The sequence below is a fragment of the Maridesulfovibrio sp. genome (assembly GCF_963677005.1).
In the GTDB taxonomy this organism is placed as follows: Bacteria; Desulfobacterota; Desulfovibrionia; order Desulfovibrionales; family Desulfovibrionaceae; genus Maridesulfovibrio.
Map to the genome: position 1 here is coordinate 3,742,861 of NZ_OY781616.1, position 15,485 is coordinate 3,758,345.

At 51.9% G+C, this 15,485-nt stretch carries 14 protein-coding genes; 2 read left to right on the forward strand and 12 right to left on the reverse strand.

Features of this window, described 5'->3' with window-relative positions:
• Positions 1–11 precede the first annotated feature (11 nt).
• Positions 12–1,151 (forward strand): UDP-N-acetylglucosamine 2-epimerase, encoded by a 1,140-nt coding sequence (gene neuC / locus ACKU4E_RS16425; RefSeq protein WP_320172160.1) that lies wholly within the window; start codon positions 12–14, stop codon positions 1,149–1,151.
• Positions 1,152–1,223: 72 nt separating this feature from the next.
• Entirely contained in the window at positions 1,224–2,966 is a 1,743-nt protein-coding gene (locus ACKU4E_RS16430; protein ID WP_320172161.1) for a tetratricopeptide repeat protein, read from the forward strand.
• Positions 2,967–2,995: 29 nt separating this feature from the next.
• On the opposite strand, the gene ACKU4E_RS16435 is transcribed toward ACKU4E_RS16430, so the two are convergent.
• The 12 genes from ACKU4E_RS16435 to ACKU4E_RS16490 form a co-directional block, all read right to left on the reverse strand.
• Positions 2,996–4,009: a sialidase family protein gene (locus ACKU4E_RS16435; protein ID WP_320172162.1), complete on the reverse strand. Its 1,014-nt coding sequence runs from the start codon at positions 4,007–4,009 to the stop codon at positions 2,996–2,998.
• Between the two features lie 3 nt (positions 4,010–4,012).
• Positions 4,013–5,185 carry a UDP-4-amino-4,6-dideoxy-N-acetyl-beta-L-altrosamine transaminase gene (gene pseC / locus ACKU4E_RS16440; RefSeq protein WP_407944118.1) on the reverse strand — a complete coding sequence of 391 codons (1,173 nt, stop codon included), beginning with the start codon at positions 5,183–5,185 and terminating at the stop codon, positions 4,013–4,015.
• Positions 5,140–6,120: a UDP-N-acetylglucosamine 4,6-dehydratase (inverting) gene (gene pseB / locus ACKU4E_RS16445; protein ID WP_320172163.1), complete on the reverse strand. Its 981-nt coding sequence runs from the start codon at positions 6,118–6,120 to the stop codon at positions 5,140–5,142. Before pseB ends, pseC begins: the two co-directional genes overlap by 46 nt.
• Complete coding sequence (locus tag ACKU4E_RS16450) at positions 6,113–8,062, reverse strand: glycoside hydrolase (RefSeq protein WP_320172164.1); 1,950 nt, start codon at positions 8,060–8,062, stop codon at positions 6,113–6,115. Before ACKU4E_RS16450 ends, pseB begins: the two co-directional genes overlap by 8 nt.
• Position 8,063: 1 nt before the next feature.
• Positions 8,064–9,296 (reverse strand): ATP-grasp domain-containing protein, encoded by a 1,233-nt coding sequence (locus ACKU4E_RS16455; RefSeq protein WP_320172165.1) that lies wholly within the window; start codon positions 9,294–9,296, stop codon positions 8,064–8,066.
• A gap of 3 nt (positions 9,297–9,299) precedes the next feature.
• Positions 9,300–10,505 carry a methyltransferase domain-containing protein gene (locus ACKU4E_RS16460; protein ID WP_320172166.1) on the reverse strand — a complete coding sequence of 402 codons (1,206 nt, stop codon included), beginning with the start codon at positions 10,503–10,505 and terminating at the stop codon, positions 9,300–9,302.
• Positions 10,506–10,524: 19 nt separating this feature from the next.
• Positions 10,525–12,057 carry a TIGR04372 family glycosyltransferase gene (locus tag ACKU4E_RS16465; RefSeq protein ID WP_320172167.1) on the reverse strand — a complete coding sequence of 511 codons (1,533 nt, stop codon included), beginning with the start codon at positions 12,055–12,057 and terminating at the stop codon, positions 10,525–10,527.
• Between the two features lie 10 nt (positions 12,058–12,067).
• Complete coding sequence (locus tag ACKU4E_RS16470) at positions 12,068–12,247, reverse strand: SAF domain-containing protein (RefSeq protein ID WP_407944132.1); 180 nt, start codon at positions 12,245–12,247, stop codon at positions 12,068–12,070.
• The gene (locus ACKU4E_RS16475) at positions 12,178–13,113 is read right to left on the reverse strand and encodes an N-acetylneuraminate synthase family protein (protein ID WP_320172168.1); all 936 of its coding nucleotides are present in this window, start codon (positions 13,111–13,113) and stop codon (positions 12,178–12,180) included. The genes ACKU4E_RS16470 and ACKU4E_RS16475 overlap by 70 nt, the downstream gene beginning before the upstream one ends.
• A 183-nt stretch (positions 13,114–13,296) precedes the next feature.
• Positions 13,297–13,758, reverse strand: a complete 462-nt coding sequence (locus ACKU4E_RS16480; RefSeq protein ID WP_320172169.1) for a thiamine pyrophosphate-dependent enzyme — start codon at positions 13,756–13,758, stop codon at positions 13,297–13,299.
• Positions 13,745–14,260, reverse strand: coding sequence for a hypothetical protein (locus tag ACKU4E_RS16485; protein WP_320172170.1), 516 nt, complete (start codon positions 14,258–14,260; stop codon positions 13,745–13,747). The genes ACKU4E_RS16480 and ACKU4E_RS16485 overlap by 14 nt, the downstream gene beginning before the upstream one ends.
• Positions 14,244–15,383: an iron-containing alcohol dehydrogenase gene (locus ACKU4E_RS16490; RefSeq protein ID WP_320172171.1), complete on the reverse strand. Its 1,140-nt coding sequence runs from the start codon at positions 15,381–15,383 to the stop codon at positions 14,244–14,246. The genes ACKU4E_RS16485 and ACKU4E_RS16490 overlap by 17 nt, the downstream gene beginning before the upstream one ends.
• Positions 15,384–15,485 lie beyond the last annotated feature (102 nt).

Sequence of the window (15,485 nt, forward strand, 5' to 3'; positions counted from 1 at the left end):
TGTGGTGCAAAATGAAAAAAATAGTATTTATGACCGGCACTAGGGCTGATTTCGGTAAGTTGAAGAATCTTATCTTAAAAGTGCAGGATAATCCTTCGTTTCAGTGTCATACATTTGTTACCGGAATGCATCTTCTTGGGACGTACGGACATACTTACACGGAGGTTGAGCGAGCTGGGATTAAAAATCTGTATAAATTTATAAATCAGCAGCGCGGGACAGAGGCTGATATTATACTGTCCAATACTATTCTAGGGTTTAGCAACTATATTCAGGAAATTAAACCTGATCTTATAATAGTACATGGCGACAGGGTTGAAGCCTTGGCTTGTGCTATTGTGGGAAGTTTTAATTCTATTTTAGTCGGACACATTGAGGGGGGGGAGGTTTCCGGAACTCTTGATGAACTGACGAGACACGCCATATCTAAGCTTGCACATATTCATTTTGTTTCAAATGAATTAGCTAAAAAACGATTGCTGCAGATGGGAGAGAGGGAGGAAAGTGTTTTTACCATAGGGTCCCCGGATATTGATGTCATGCTTAATGGCTCGCTTCCGGAAATAAGCGAGGTAAAAAAACATTACGATATCGGGTTCGATTCTTACTATGTTCTTCTCTACCATCCAGTGACTTCGGAATATAACCAGACCAGGGAAAATGTTAAGAAAGTTGTTGCCGGGTGTTTGTCTTCAGGGTTCAATTTTGTAGTCATCTACCCCAATAATGATAAGGGCAGCGAGATAATTCTGGATGAGTATGAGGCATTTCGTGGCAATTCAAATTTCAGGGTGCTGCCGTCCATGCGATTTGAGTCATTTCTATCTCTCCTCAAGCACAGCAAAGGTATTGTAGGTAATTCCAGTGCCGGAATTCGGGAGGCCTGTGTTTTCGGGGTTCCCGCATTAAATATAGGTTCAAGGCAGGATAACAGATCAAAATGCGAATCAATATTGCATGTGAATGAAGATGAGACTGAAATATGTAAAAATTTGGTAATGCTTCAAAATATTTCAGTACCATGTAGTTTTGAATTTGGCGATGGGACCAGTACTGCCAAGTTTATAAAGATAATTGAGGATGATGAGGTGTGGGAAACCCCGCAGCAAAAACAGTTTGTCGATTTGTTGTATGGAAGGGAGCCAATCTAGTTGTAGCCGGAACATAACTTCAGGCGACTGCCGTTAAAACGTTTCTGTTAATAGTTTTAGGGTTACTTAGTAATGATCAAATTTGCATCTATACCTCATTCTGACAGTGTCTTGCTTTACGCAATTTCTCTGGGACGCCTGATGCGTTCCCATGGTCATGATTTCCGTCTTGCTATTGATCCTTCTGCCGCAGGATATCCCTTGATGACCTATCTGGCCGAACTGGAAGGGGAAGAAATTACGCCCATTGAATCTTTGTACCAGGATCCTCCTGACGTAGTTTTTTTTGAGTCGAGTGCTATTGCTCCACATGCGTTTGGTGATTTTTTCAGGATTAATTTTAATCCCGGTGTCATCTGGAATCAGCGTTATTCTCTTTTCATAATGGGGACGTTTTCGTTGGGCAATATATCTTTTGCTGCCAACTATTTGGATCCATATATAAAAAAAATGTATGGTGGGGATATTCCGGAGTTAGGCAGTGTGAATGCTAGCAATTATCCTCGTCCTGTTGAAAAAAAGACAATTCTTTTTCCCGATGGGTGCCCGATGAATTTCACTGCCCGCAGGGCGTGGTTTCCGTTTCTTGAAAAGGTTGCACTTAATAATCCTGAATACGATGTGATCATTAAGGAAAGATTTCCGGAAGATTATTATGCCCATGTCTCCTTCGATTCGTATCGCAGTTTTTTTACCTCGGACACTCCTTCCAATCTGAAGGTTGTTTCATACCGCGAGCACACAAAAAAAATGATTGCCGAATCTTCGTGTGTTGTGGGTGTTGCTTCAAGCATACTTGTTGAAGCAGCTATGATAGGGAAAAAGGTCTGTCTGGTAGATGCCGGGCTACCTGAGCGCTATACCGGAATACCCTACACTAGAGACTGGTTTACCCGCAACGGATTGAGAGTGAAGGCAGAAGATGCCGCAAGGGATATATTTGGGATGAGTCGTATGACTGCCGAAAGTTTAAGAGGCTTTGCTCCAGCCCCTTTTAAGGGAGACTGGCTTGTCGCGGCCCTTGAAGAAATCTTTGATCGTTTCCCTGATCCCAACTTGCGAAATGCCTTGAAATATGACTTGGCTGTGGATACTCCTGTCCGCAATCAGCTTGATTTGCTTGCCGAGAGATCTGAATCTCCTGAAATTGAGCGGAAAAAAAATCTTGCAAGATATGAATATGGTCAAAGTATGTCACAAGCAGCTTTAATGCTGAATTTTGTTGCCCCTGATATGCCCAACGCGGATATTGCGGAGCATGTGATGAACTACTTCAATCGTGACCAGCTGCCTTTGGAAACTTCGGAGTGCAGGGCTGCTTTGGATGATTACCGCATGAAATTTGCTGATTTTGTTATGGATGAAATATACAACCCTGATCAGATTGATTATTTTTTTGATCGTCCCATGTTTTACGATACCCCATTCATCATGCCTGCATATTATCTGGTAGATGCCCTTGTCAGGTCCGGACGAACAAAGGATGCAAAGGACTTTGAAGAAAGGTTGAATTTTATTTTTAATGAAAAAAGAGAGGCTCCCAGAGCAAAATATACAAATGCCGTCGCACTGGAACGGATGCAACGGACAAGTCAGGCCTACTCAATGTTTGAAGTTCTGGCTGCAGATGAAGGAGCTGAGTTTGTCCTGCGGTCCGGGGCTTTTTTCCATATGGGGGTTATGGATTTAAATTCCGGTGACTATCAGAAAGCTGAGGATAATTTTAAAAATTGCCTGGAACAAGAGCCAAATCACGGGAAGGCCCGTTTTTATCTGGATCAGTTGAAAAGTGGAAAACCGGCTGCCTGCTTATAACTTTGCATACGTATGAGCTGGGCACAAAATTATATCTCCAGCACCATCCGTTCCACCACCGGAGCCTCATGCTTCCGTGAAATGTAATACACGGCCACGATCTGCCCCTGCTCATTGAGGGCGAGGTCACCGTACCCTCCGTGGAATCTTCCGCCCTTGTACCAGGCCATTGTGGCCGGGCGACTCCAGGTCTGTCCTTCGTCGCGGGAAAGGGCGAGGGCAATGCGACATTTGCGGTTTTTGCGGATCATACCCCGGTAGATCATCAGGATGGACCCGTCCGGCAGCAGAAGCAGGGCCGGTGCCTCTCCGTACAGGCCGACCGGATTCGGTGTGCTCCAGGTCAGCCCGTCGTCGTCGGAGTATGATCGGAACAGCCCTTCGTAGACCGGCTGCTGGCGGATAAGGGCCAGAATCCTGCCCGACTCAAGCCGCAGCAGTGAAGTCTCGTTCAGCCGATATCCTTCCGAGTAGCGAAACATGTATGCTTGCCGGGAAATTTCCAATGTCTCCGGATCAAGGCGAAACGAACCGCAGCCCGGTCCGTTGTAGAATGTCCCGATAAATGTTTTCCCGTCCTTCGAAGGGATAAGGTGCCCGAAAGAAGCCCACTCTCCCGGAGGGACGGACAGAACCCGGCGCTTGGGGAAGGTCCGGCCTGCATCTGTCGAAATGGAAAGATAATTTTCACGCCGGGTGGAACTGTGGGTGCGGGTGATCAGCGCCACCCGTTTGTCGTCCAACCCGGTAACCAGTGCATCGTGTTCATTTGTTCCGGCTGCGGCGTGGCTGACAACAAGTTCCGGTTCGGAGAAGGTCCAGCCTCCGTCTACTGAACGGGTGGTGTATATGTCTCCGGCCATGCCATGGTCCATGACCCGTCTCAGGTCCGGGCTGATGTTCACAGCCCTGCGAAAACCGACCAGCAGTTCGCCGTCCACTTTTGTTATTGTGGGAAAAGACTGATAGCCGTCCCAGTATCCGGGAGTGATCCTCAGGGTATCAAGAATGGAAACGGAAAACCGTGGGCGAGAACCGGGCATTGTTTATGAATCCTTTAGGGACTGCTTCAACCGGTCACAGATATAGTCTATATCTTCCGGTTTCATGGCCGGATGGAGCGGCAATGTTAGCAGTTTTTCATATGCTGATTCGGCGGCGGGGCAGAGCTCTTCCCCTGTGTTGAAGGTTTTCCGGTAATACGGGTGGTAGTGGACCGGAATATAGTGGACGTTGACGCCGACACCATCTGCACGCATTTTCTCGAACACCTTTTCTCTTTTCCGGGCCGGAACTCTCACCACGTACAGGTGGTAGGCATGCTCCACGCCGTCTCTGACCCTCAGCGGTTCTATTTCCTGTTCCCCGGCAAAAATATTGTCATACAGTGCCGCAAGTTCTCTTCTCTTTTTCAGAAACCCGTCCAGCTTCCTGAGCTGACTTGTTCCCAATGCGCACTGTATGTCCGTGATGCGGTAGTTGTAGCCGAGGTCCTGCATCTCGTAGACCCAGGTGCATTTTTTTGAACGGGCAGAGGCATCAAGGTTGATCCCGTGGTTGCGGAAAATACGCATCCTTTCGGCAAGTACCGGATTTTCGGTGAGCGTCATGCCGCCTTCTCCGGTAGTTATGTGCTTGACCGGGTGAAAGCTAAGAATTGATATGTCGGCCATTGTTCCGGCCATGCGTCCGTGCTCGTCCCTTGCTCCGAGGGCATGGCAGCAGTCTCCCACCAGCGTTGCTCCGTGTTTTTCGCAGATATCTTTGAGCTTGTCATAGTCGCAGGTCTGTCCTGCGTAATCCACCGCTACCACCGCTTTGGTGGCCGGGGTGATTTTTTTTTCCACCTCTGCCGGGTCGATGAGCAGGGTGTTCGGGTCCACATCCGCGAACACCGGTGTGCCGCCCATGTAGACCACGCAATTGGCCGAAGCCGCGAAAGTGATGGGCGGGACAATGACTTCATCTCCGGGACCGATTTCCAGAGCGTGCATTGCCGCATGCAGGGCTGCCGTTCCGCTGGAAACTGCAACTGCGTGAGCTGCCCCGGTGTATTCGGAAATCCTCTTTTCGAATTCCTGTACCGCCGGTCCGGTGGTCAGCCAGTCCGATCTGAGGACGCGGACCACTTCGGCAATATCTTCGTCGTCAATGATGTGTCTGCCGTAGGGGATCATTTTTCCGTCACCAGCTTCAGGAGATCCTCCTTGCTGAGCCACTGGGTGTTGGTATCGGAACTGTATTCAAAATCAAGTGGGACCTCGAGGCCGGAACAGGTCGGTCTGGCTCTTTCGAAAAAACGGTAGGGGGGATGGATCACGAAGTAGTTATCGTACTCGTATGTGTTGTGAGCTTCGTTCATGGGAACCATGACTTCGTGCATTTTTTCTCCGGGACGTATGCCGGTTATGTCGTGGCGGCAGTCCGGGCAGAGAGCATCTGCCATGTCCCCGATGCGCATGCTCGGGAGTTTGGGGATGAATATTTCCCCTCCCTGCATGAGTTCAAGGCTGTTGATGACGAAATCTATGGCGGCGTCCAGAGTTATCCAGAAACGGGTCATGTCCGGGTTGGTGATGCGGACCACTCCGCTCTCTTTGGCCTTGAGAAAGCGCGGAACCACGCTGCCTCTGCTCCCGAGAACGTTTCCGTAGCGGACAACCGCGAATCTGGTTCCGTCCGTTCCCGCATAGCTGTTGCCGTTGATGAAGAGTTTGTCAGAGCAGAGTTTGGTTGCTCCGTAGAGATTTACCGGGTTGGCGGCCTTGTCGGTGCTTAGAGCTATGACCTTGGACACGCCTCTGTCGATGGCTGCCTCCACAATGTTCTGGGCACCGAGTATGTTTGTCTTTACCGCTTCAAAGGGGTTGTATTCACAGGCTGGAACCTGTTTCAGCGCTGCGGCGTGAAAAACGATATCAACCTTGCTGAAGGCCCGGAGAAGACGATCCGGATCGCGCACGTCTCCAATGAAATAGCGCAGGCAGGGGTAGTCTGCCGTGGAGAATTTAAGCTGCATTTCGTGCTGCTTGAGTTCATCCCTGCTGAAAATGACAAGCCTTTTGGGGCGATATTTGGTGATGATGGTCTCGACAAGTTTCTGTCCGAAAGAACCGGTTCCGCCTGTGATGAGAATGGATTTGTCATTAAACATTTGTGGTTGCCTTATGGATCGGCTTTATGCTGAAGCCGGTAGAAAAAATAAACTGCTCATCCCTGCACATGTTTTTGCATGTTTCATCCATTTCCTGCATGGAAAAGGCCACCCGCACGAAAGGTGAAGGTTCGGCCGGACGACATGTCACCATTGCTATGAATGCATGCTCGCTGATCAGCGGGCTGATCTCGATCGCCGCTTTTTTTTCTCCTATGACCAGTCTGGAACCGGTCATTCCCGCCGCCTGTGAGGAAGATACCAGAAAAGATACATTATTGCTATGGTCGAAGGATTTGCCGGAAAGTGGAAAAATTTCCTCTTTGCCCCCGTTTTCAGTGGCATAGAAAAGGGAGTCCCGGTCCATTTCGGAGGTCAGGAGAGTTATGTGACCAAGACGGATGTATCCGTTGGGACGACAGTCAAGACGGAAGCGGTGGAGTACGTCAATACGCTGAGTTTTCTTGTGTATCCGGACTGCCTTATCCAGAATCCCCTGATGGATTGGAATTTCGCATGAAATCTGGATGAACTCGGGCGTATCCATCAGTCTGGGGATGATCCTGACCAGGTCCGTATCCTTGGGACTCCCCGGTCCTTCCATGACCATATGCCCGGAATAGAAATCCGCACCAAGGCCGATATCGTCAAAATAGCCGTGTTCAAGAGTCCCGAAGACGGGCTTGTCCGAGTGGCCCTTGAAAGAAGCTTCGTGGATGGCCAGTCCTCTTACGGTATTGAGCACCACGGAAGTATTTCCTGTGCAGACAGGAAGCAGCCTTTTGCCCGTTTCAAGTCGATCTCCGCAGACTTCGAATGACGGTTCCCGCACCGTGGCTCCAACCGATTCGGCAAGGGCGTGCAGTCTTTTTTCCGCCTCCGCAAACCTCTTTTCCGTAATATGGGTCCGGAAGTCGCTGGACCAGCAGAAGCAAAGTTCCTTGCGATAGGCATCTGTTTCCGGAGACGGGTCCGTTTCCTCCAATCCGGCGGCCACGGCCCGGCAGAGCGAGTTCATGAAGAAATCGTTTCGTCCGCTTACGGCCCAGCGGGTCAGATTGTACTTGTTCTGCTTTTTTACCGGAACCGGCTGTTCGGCCGTGCACAGTGAAAGAACCTGTCCGGCTCCGTCTTTGTCCAGGTCATTAAGAACTGCGGACGGCAGGTGAAAAATATGCCCTCGCTCGCGCAGGGCTTCGAATGCCGTGCGCAGCAGTTCCCACTCGCTGGTCTTCCCGAATTCAGCTTCGCTGCGGTAGCGTTCCGGGCGGTAATCGAATATTTCGGCATCGTTTCCATAGACCGGCAGCCAGCCGTCACCGGTGCCAAGGCTTTCCATGTAGGCGAGATAGCCGTCCAGTTCAGTTTCGCCGTGTACGAAGCGCTGGAGCTTCTGGAAAACCATGGACCTGCTCCAGATGATGGGAATGGACTCTCCGGAAGTCCCTTTCGCCCGCTGCGGGAGATGCTGCACCTGCCGGTCCCAGTGGTTGAACCGTGCGGGGTTGTCGTAGTCCATGAATACACCCCGGAATCCTGCTGCAATGTAGTGCTCGACAAGCCCTGCGGACCATGCCTGCTCATTGACCAGTGCGATGGCCGGACGGGTTCCGAGGATTTCCTCGTAGGTCCGCATGCCGATTTCCTGATTGGCCCGGACAACGGAAGCCGGGACCAGCGGGCCGATAACCTGTCCGTAACCGCTGCCGATGAATTCGGCCCTGCCCTGAGCAAGCAGAGTGCGCAGTTTCTCAATCCAGTCCGGGGCGAGGTCGCGGATTATTTCCAGTGTTATACCGGAAGCTTCAATGCCGAGCGGAAAGCCATATTCCTCGCATACACGCAGAAGCGGCCTGTAACACAGGTCGATCACCATGGTGCGGTTTTCTTCCGGGATGGAAGAAAACATGAGGTTGAGATGAAATATGGCGAAAAGATTCATGTTATCTCTCGGTGACTATCTTTATGCGCCCGACCGCTTTTTCCACGTTTTCCACGGCCTGTTCCATTGTCTCGGCAACACCCATGACCACACCGGCCCTGGCCGGATGGCAGGTGAAAGAGGGAATTGTTTCCCCGACTCCGGTGCGGATTTCGACCATGCGTATTCCATCTGTCCCAAGGGCTTCCTCCACTCCATCAATCGAGACAACCCTGCCCGGCTCAGGGAAAAGGTAGCGCTGGGCGACCCCTCGATTGAATTTAGGGGTCATTTCTTCAGCTGTGGGAGTTTCTCCAAGGGCCAGCTTGATGGCGATTCCCAGAAAATCAACTCCGGTATTCCACGGAATCTCGTGGGAGCAGAAATATCCGCCGGAGAGTCTTGCCGCCATTTCAATGACATAGGGCGTGCCGTTGTGCACTACCATATCACCCTTGGCCACGCCGTTTTCTATGCCTAGAGCTATGGCCGCCTGCCCGGACAGTTTCTTAACCGCATTACAGGTTTCTTCGGGCAGGAAGGACGGGAGCTGACCTCCGTTTTCGATTATGTGCGGAGCGAAACGTTCCAGAAATTCGTAATTACGGTCCGAAAAACCGGGGGTGTATGGTTTTGAACCGACAACGAATCCTTCTGTGCTTATCTGCGGACCTTCAAGATAGCTTTCGACCATGACCCGCCCGGTGGGGGATTCCTTGGCGGCATGATTAAAGGCCCATTCAGGGGAGGGCGCTTCCGTTGTTCCGTGGACCAGTCTCAGAACCCCTCGCGCACCCCGGCTGTCCACCGGCTTGATGACCAGTGTTTCCAGCCGCTCGGCCTGAATGTCGCGCAGTTCCTGCCAGTTGAAGATTTCCCTGTACCACGGGATGGGTATCCCGGCTTCTTTGAAGCGGTCCTTCATGGCCAGTTTGTCGGTGGCAAGGGCGGCGGTTTCCCGGCTGACGGCTTTCAGTCCGAAATGCTCAGCCACGGCGGCTACTGTGTGCGGGGCATCAACCGCCGCGCACATTACCCCGTCCGGCCTGCCGCCTTTTGCCGCCCACTCGCTGAGAGCGGCAACAGCTTTTTCCGGTGTATAGACGCAGCCGATGACCGCTTCGCCGGTATGGTCGAATCCGGGCGCCTGCGGATTAAGGTCCGTGGCGACAACGTGTATGCCCATTTCAACCGCCCTGCGGATGGCCGGAACTGTCTCCAGCCCGGCTCCGATCATGATCAGCGTCTTTTTCATGTCCTACTCCGGCTTGCGGCAGACAATGAAGGCGTTCTGCCCCTTGGGGTCGTCAGGTATTACCACCCGGCCCTGTTTGATGCCGATAATCTCTTCCACCGTGAAGTATTCCGAACAGAGCCCGGTTATCTCTTCCAGAGAGAATTCGCGCAGGTGCTGAGAGTTTACCGGAATGTGGCCCAAACGGTTCTGGGGAGTGCTCAGGATAAGCATTCCTCCGGGCCTGATGACCCTCTGCATTTCCATGAAGTATTTTTGCGGGTCCACGTGTTCCACTGTTTCAAAGCTGGTCACTGCGTCAAAGGAGTTTTCCGCGAAATCCATGGCCGTTACGTCTGCCGTCTGAAAAGTGATGTTGCTGTAATATTTTCCGGCAGAGGCTTTGCGCACGGTTTCTATGTCTATGTCGGCGGCAGTGACGTGGGCTGCTTTTTCTGCGATCATGCGTGCTCCGTATCCCCATCCGCAGGCGATATCCAGAACATCCGCACCTCTTTCGATGAAATCAAGACCCAGCGCATAGTGAAATGAAAACTGGTCCCCGTGGCTTATTTTATCCCCTGCCACCTCCGTATTGCCGCTACGGTAAACCTGTTCGGCTTTTTTACGGCATCCGGCCAGATATTCGTCATCTACCGGGAGATGGTCGTTGTGGTACGCTGTTTTGAACAGGCTGTTTTCCTTTACCATAAAGAATTTCGGGTGGACGAGGTAAGGACCGGAATCCTTTTTCTCTCCCAGAAGTGCAGCCGCTTTTTTCAGTGCCGACAATCTGTAAATATCGCTTGTAAGCTGTATCGGATAGTCGTCTGGGAATTTGATGCAATCAAGCTGATTTTTCTGGGCTTCGGCAATCATTTTTTTTGCATCTTCAGGAATCCAGCCGAAATGCAGGCCGTCAACCCGGATAATCAGGGTGTCGTCATGCTCATCAGCGAGAGCTGCGATCATGCGCTCCAGCGGGTTGCTGTCAAACCCGTAAAACACACTGACGCTGTGGTCCGGAAACATGGCCGGTATCTGATCAAGTTCTCCTCCCCGGTCGAATTCCGGGGCGACGATCCTCACGTCGGCATTCTGGAAGTTATCCAGTGCCTTGCGCACCGTGTGGGCGACAACCGGCTGTCCATCGATTTCATTCATGCACCAGTCAGGAGTTCCGCACCATGCTCTGGATGATGCCTGTACAAGGATTGTCTGATTCTTCATGTCTGGGTGGATTTCCTTTTTAAAAAAGAATTTTTTTATGTTTGCGCAGAAAATATGAACTAACGGGAGTCCGGTAACTGCTGTTTAAATATGAAGGAGTGAAATAGGACCTGAATTTTTTCTGCAGATCTCGGTCTTCTTCTGTTTCGGTCCATGTCCCGTTCACTCTTGCATTGATTTCCTTTGTGGCCTCTAAAATTTCATCTTCGGTATTGTCTACAGCCTCTATTCCTGAATTGGCGAACATTTCCAGCCTCCATCTGCTCATACCGGATTTAAGCTGTTCTTCAACTGTAAGGAAACGTTTTTCCTTGACCGACCAAAGAAGTTTGAACAGGGCCAGATCCTCCGGAGAACATGAATGGATTATTTCAAGGCGAACCACGTTTACGCACAGGCATGGAATTCTGAATATCATGGGAATGTGCATGAGCCCGCTTTGCACACCGATAAAGAATTTGCAGGAGGACGATATAAATACATCCATGAACTCCGTCCGTTTCCCGCTGGTGGCGTAATCGATAAATCCAGGGTGGGTAATCTGCAGGGGAGCCTTTACGATGCTGCCCATGCGCAACACGTTATATCCTTCGTCAAGAAGGTATTCTGCGCCCGGTTTGAATGTTTCGATACGCATATCCCGGATTTCCTGCATATCCGCATCGTTGTTTTCCGGTATGGCTTCCTGAAGGTATGCGCTGTCCCGGCCGAATATGCATACGTGGGGCCGGTCGGGATCAAGCCCCAATTCTGTAAGACCTTTTCGCCCCTTATTGGTGTCTTTTGAGGGAAATTCCAGGTGGCTCTCGGTCTGCTGCATCAAGCATTCAGAATCCCGGACAAAGGCCAGCTTTCTGGTGTTCAGCAGTATTTCGTGTTCGCTGGTCAGATGGAATCTTCTGATGGCATCCAGTATGTGCCGGTATCCGTAATTCACCCTCAATCTTGCCGATACCATTTCGGCAAGAACCTGATTGGATATTTCGTTGTCCTTGAAGTAAAAGAGGTCAAAACAGTTTTCGTGTCTGCCCAGTTCCTTTTCGCAGAGATAAATCTCGCTTTCCATGGCCAGATGTCCGAGCCGCGAGGCAAACATCTCTCCGACCCTGATCCGAACGAACCCGGAAAGGGCTTTTATCGTCAGGGCAATTGCTCCAAGCGCAACAAACCTGAGTGGCTCCCGAAGCAGGCCGGGCCGATCCATTTGCGGAGGGTTCTCTTTTCTGTCCCGGACGGTAATCTTAAGATCGAAATTCTTGAAGTGCCGATAGTAGGAAACCGCCTTGACCACATTGTCATGGTCGTAGGTCATGCCGCAGACGATGATTACCTCGTCCGGCCTGAATGCTGCCATGGTTTTCATGAGCGGCAGAAACAGGGGATGGAATCCACCCTTGAAAAAACATTTTTTTCGGTCCTCGAAGCAGCCCCGGTCTCTTTCCGGCAGCAGGAGGAACAGGTCCGTTGCGGAAGAATCCAGCCCGGCAAGGGTGGAGTCGATCAGATATTTCGGAGCAGTGCCTATAACAAGTATGCGTTTTCTACGGGGCATCCGGGTCCCTTTACAGGATCAGCTTTCTTTCAATGGGTGTATCGCTGCCGATGTCGGCTGCTGCAGTCTTCCCGACAACCGCATCGACCTCAAGGCCGGTGAAGAATTTATCCGCATCCCTCAGCGGTTGCTTGCAGACCAGTTGCTCACGCCTGATGACTTCGCCTTTTTTATTTCCCCGTTTGTGCAGACAGCAACGTGATAATTGAGCCTTGCGGCGTGTTCTGCCGGGGAAATGGCCTTTGAAATTCCGCGCGCGGATTCTACCCGGCGGATGTTCTGCACCATCTGTGCGAATTCCTGCGGTTCAAGGCTGATGCCGTGGTCCAAGCCCATCATGCTGCGGTTCAGCGTGAAGTGCCTTTCAATTACGCAGGCTCCGAGTGTGGCTGCGGCAACACTGAGTTCGATCCCCTTTTCGTGTCCGCTGAAACCGACCGGCAACCCGTATTTTTCCTTGAGGTAGGGAACCGTGTCCAGACAGACCAACTGATCCGGGGTAGGGTAGGCACTGACGCAGTGGAGCAGGATCAGCGGGTTGTTTTCCAGAATCCTGACCGCCCGTTCTATCTCTTCTTCCGTTGCCCCGCCGGTGCTCATGATTACCGGTACACCGGATTCGGCTACTCGTTCAAGCAGCGGTCCGTTGGTAATGCTGTGGCTGGCGATCTTGAGGATTGCCCCCAGCCGGATGACCAGTTCGAGGCTGGGCAGGTCAAATGCCGAGACGCAAAAGGAAAGTCCGAGGCTGTCGGCGTGTTTTTTCAGCTCCGCAAGTTCCGCTTCGCTCAGTTCAAGGCGTTCGCGCACCTCGCGTTGGGTGCGCCCGAAAAGCGGGCACTTGAGGAACGGCTGGTCTATGAATTCGGCCGTGGCCAGATCAGCCGGGGAGCGCTTCTGAAATTTGACCACGTTGGCTCCGCTCAGGGCGGCTTCATCAATCAGCCTGTGGGCCAGTTCGGCGCTGCCGTTGTGGTTGAGGCCGATCTCGGCAATCATCAGGGTCGGCAGTCCCTCGCCTATGTCTATTTTTCCGATATCAACTCTTGCGCTCATGCTTTTTTACCTTTTTATCCCACTGATTATTTCATTCGATGCGCTTTGCGCTTTTATTTATTTGATTTCGCCGCTGGCGGCCAAAGGGGATAATCCCCTTTGGAATCCTTAGTAGTTTTAGGTTGTTGACTTGGAAATTCTTACATTAACATAAATTCTTGCATATCTAAGGTGATAACTATATCAAGACACCTGTTTAATTAGTTTTTTTCTAATCCACGATGTAAATTTCTTTGCTGTTTCTATGGGCAGCGGCGGATTGGGAGTTCCTTTTTTGCCCCTGTCCACCTCAATGCGGTGTATTCCCGGCAGATCCAGATTGACCTCAAGGTTCTGACCACCGGTTGTCTCATAACAGCCGTTATCCAGAACATAGTACGTTATGTCGTGGTTTTTAAGCATATTCAACCCCGCATAGCCCATTAGACAATTGCCGTCGCCGTCCACGACCACAACATGCAGCCCGGATGCCTCGGCCAGCCCGATGCCGACGGACAGGGCCTCGCCCATGCCGTGGACCAGATACATATGGTTCGGCCGGTCTTTCAGCCATGCCGCTTCGCGGGAGGTCAGGCCGTTGGCGAAAACAATCGGGTCGTCCGGGTGGGAGTCCATAATTTTTTCAAGCGCTTCAAGCCGATTCATTTATGTTCCCCCTGTGCAGCAGCACGGCAGCTATACTGCCGCTTTCGGCTATTGCCGCCGCCTTGCGCACGGCCTCGGCCCCTTCCGTGTTGTAATCGAAAAAGTCTATCCCGTAAGCCCGGAGCACGTTTTCCGTGCAATCGCCCCAGTCCTGATGCTGTATTTCTTCCCATTCCAGTTCCCCGCGCATGGTCACAAGCAGTACTACGCCTGTTTCGTGCAGCCGTTGCAGGCCGAGCAGGGCGTCCCCGCAAAGTCCGAGTCCGCTGTTCTGCATCAGCACGCAGGGGCGTTTTCCCCCCAGCGCCGCGCCGAAGGCTATGGCCACGGCATGGTTTTCCCTCGGCGCCGGGATGTATTTCCCAAGGCGCGGGATTACCGCAGTGAACATGGAGTCCGGAACCCCGCTGAAAATATCGAAATGTTCCTCAAGCAGGCTTACGAATTCGTCCACCGGGAGAATTTCGTCGAAAAGCGGCCTGCCTTTACTGTCCTTGCGCATGGATAACTCCGCTTATGAATTCTTCAATGACCGGGTCCGACATGGGAGCCGGGTTGACCTCAGCAAGGCCCTTGTCCTGTTTGAACCTGTCGATCACTGCTCCGATCTCTTCTTCCGGAACACTGAATACCGTTTCCGGCAGGGCATAAGTCTTCCTGATCCATTCATCCAGAACATGCACGGCCTGTGCGTCACTTTCTGCTCTGAATCCGCACAGGGTCATGAATTCCATTGCCCGTCCGGCGTAATGCTCCCGGTTCAATTTCGCCACAGGCCGGAAAAGAGCCGCGTTGAGCATACCGTGGGGCAGGGGACTGTATTTCTGAAGGGCTACCGAAAGGGTATGTATGGCGCCGGTTCGGGCGTGGGCAATTGCCGCCCCCCCGCACATCGATGCCTCGGCCAGTTTCTGTCTGTGCAGGATATTTCCGGGGTCTTTGAGTGAAGCGCACAGGTGTGCGAACACCAGCCCGGCACCGCGTATCGCAAACGAGTCGGCGAAAAAATTGTTTTTGGCTCCGGTATGGGATTCAAAGCAGTGTATCAGGGTATCGAAGGCTCCGGACGCGGTCTGAAAGGCTGAAACGCCTGTGCTCAGTTCCGGGCAGATCAGAGTAGAGGTCGGGAAAAGTGACCGGTGGCCGATGGTGGATTTGCGGCCTGTGCGGCTGTTGTTGATAACCGCATAAGGCGTGCATTCGCTGCCGCTTCCGCTCACGGTGGGGACTGCCAGCACGGGAAGAGCGTCCTTGAGTCCGGTGGTGCCGAATTCAACGTCTTCGAATTTCCTGCTGTTCGCGGCCAGCAGTGCGGCACTCTTGGCCGCGTCCATGACGCTTCCGCCTCCGAGAGCTATGACCGCATCAACTTTTTTTCGCGCGATTTTGCCTGCGAGCATATCTACCGCATCGCTGTCCGGCTCCGCATTCACGGCGGCATCGAAATATGCTGTACCCCGGTCTTTCAGCACCTGTTCAACCCGGTCCAGCAGGCCGCTTTTGCGGGCGCTTCCTATTCCGGTCAGGACACACAGGGATGCGTAGCCCCCGGCCTCCAGAGCCCGGTTCAGTTCCTCTTCAAGGCTTGCGCAGAAAATAACGTCTACTGGAAGATATATTTTCATTTGTTTCACTTTTTTGCTTTCGGCGACCCTGCCGGGGGCCTCAAACCCTTTGGAAAGGGTTTAAGAATCCTAAACTTTTTTAACGGGGCTTCGCCGCTTCGT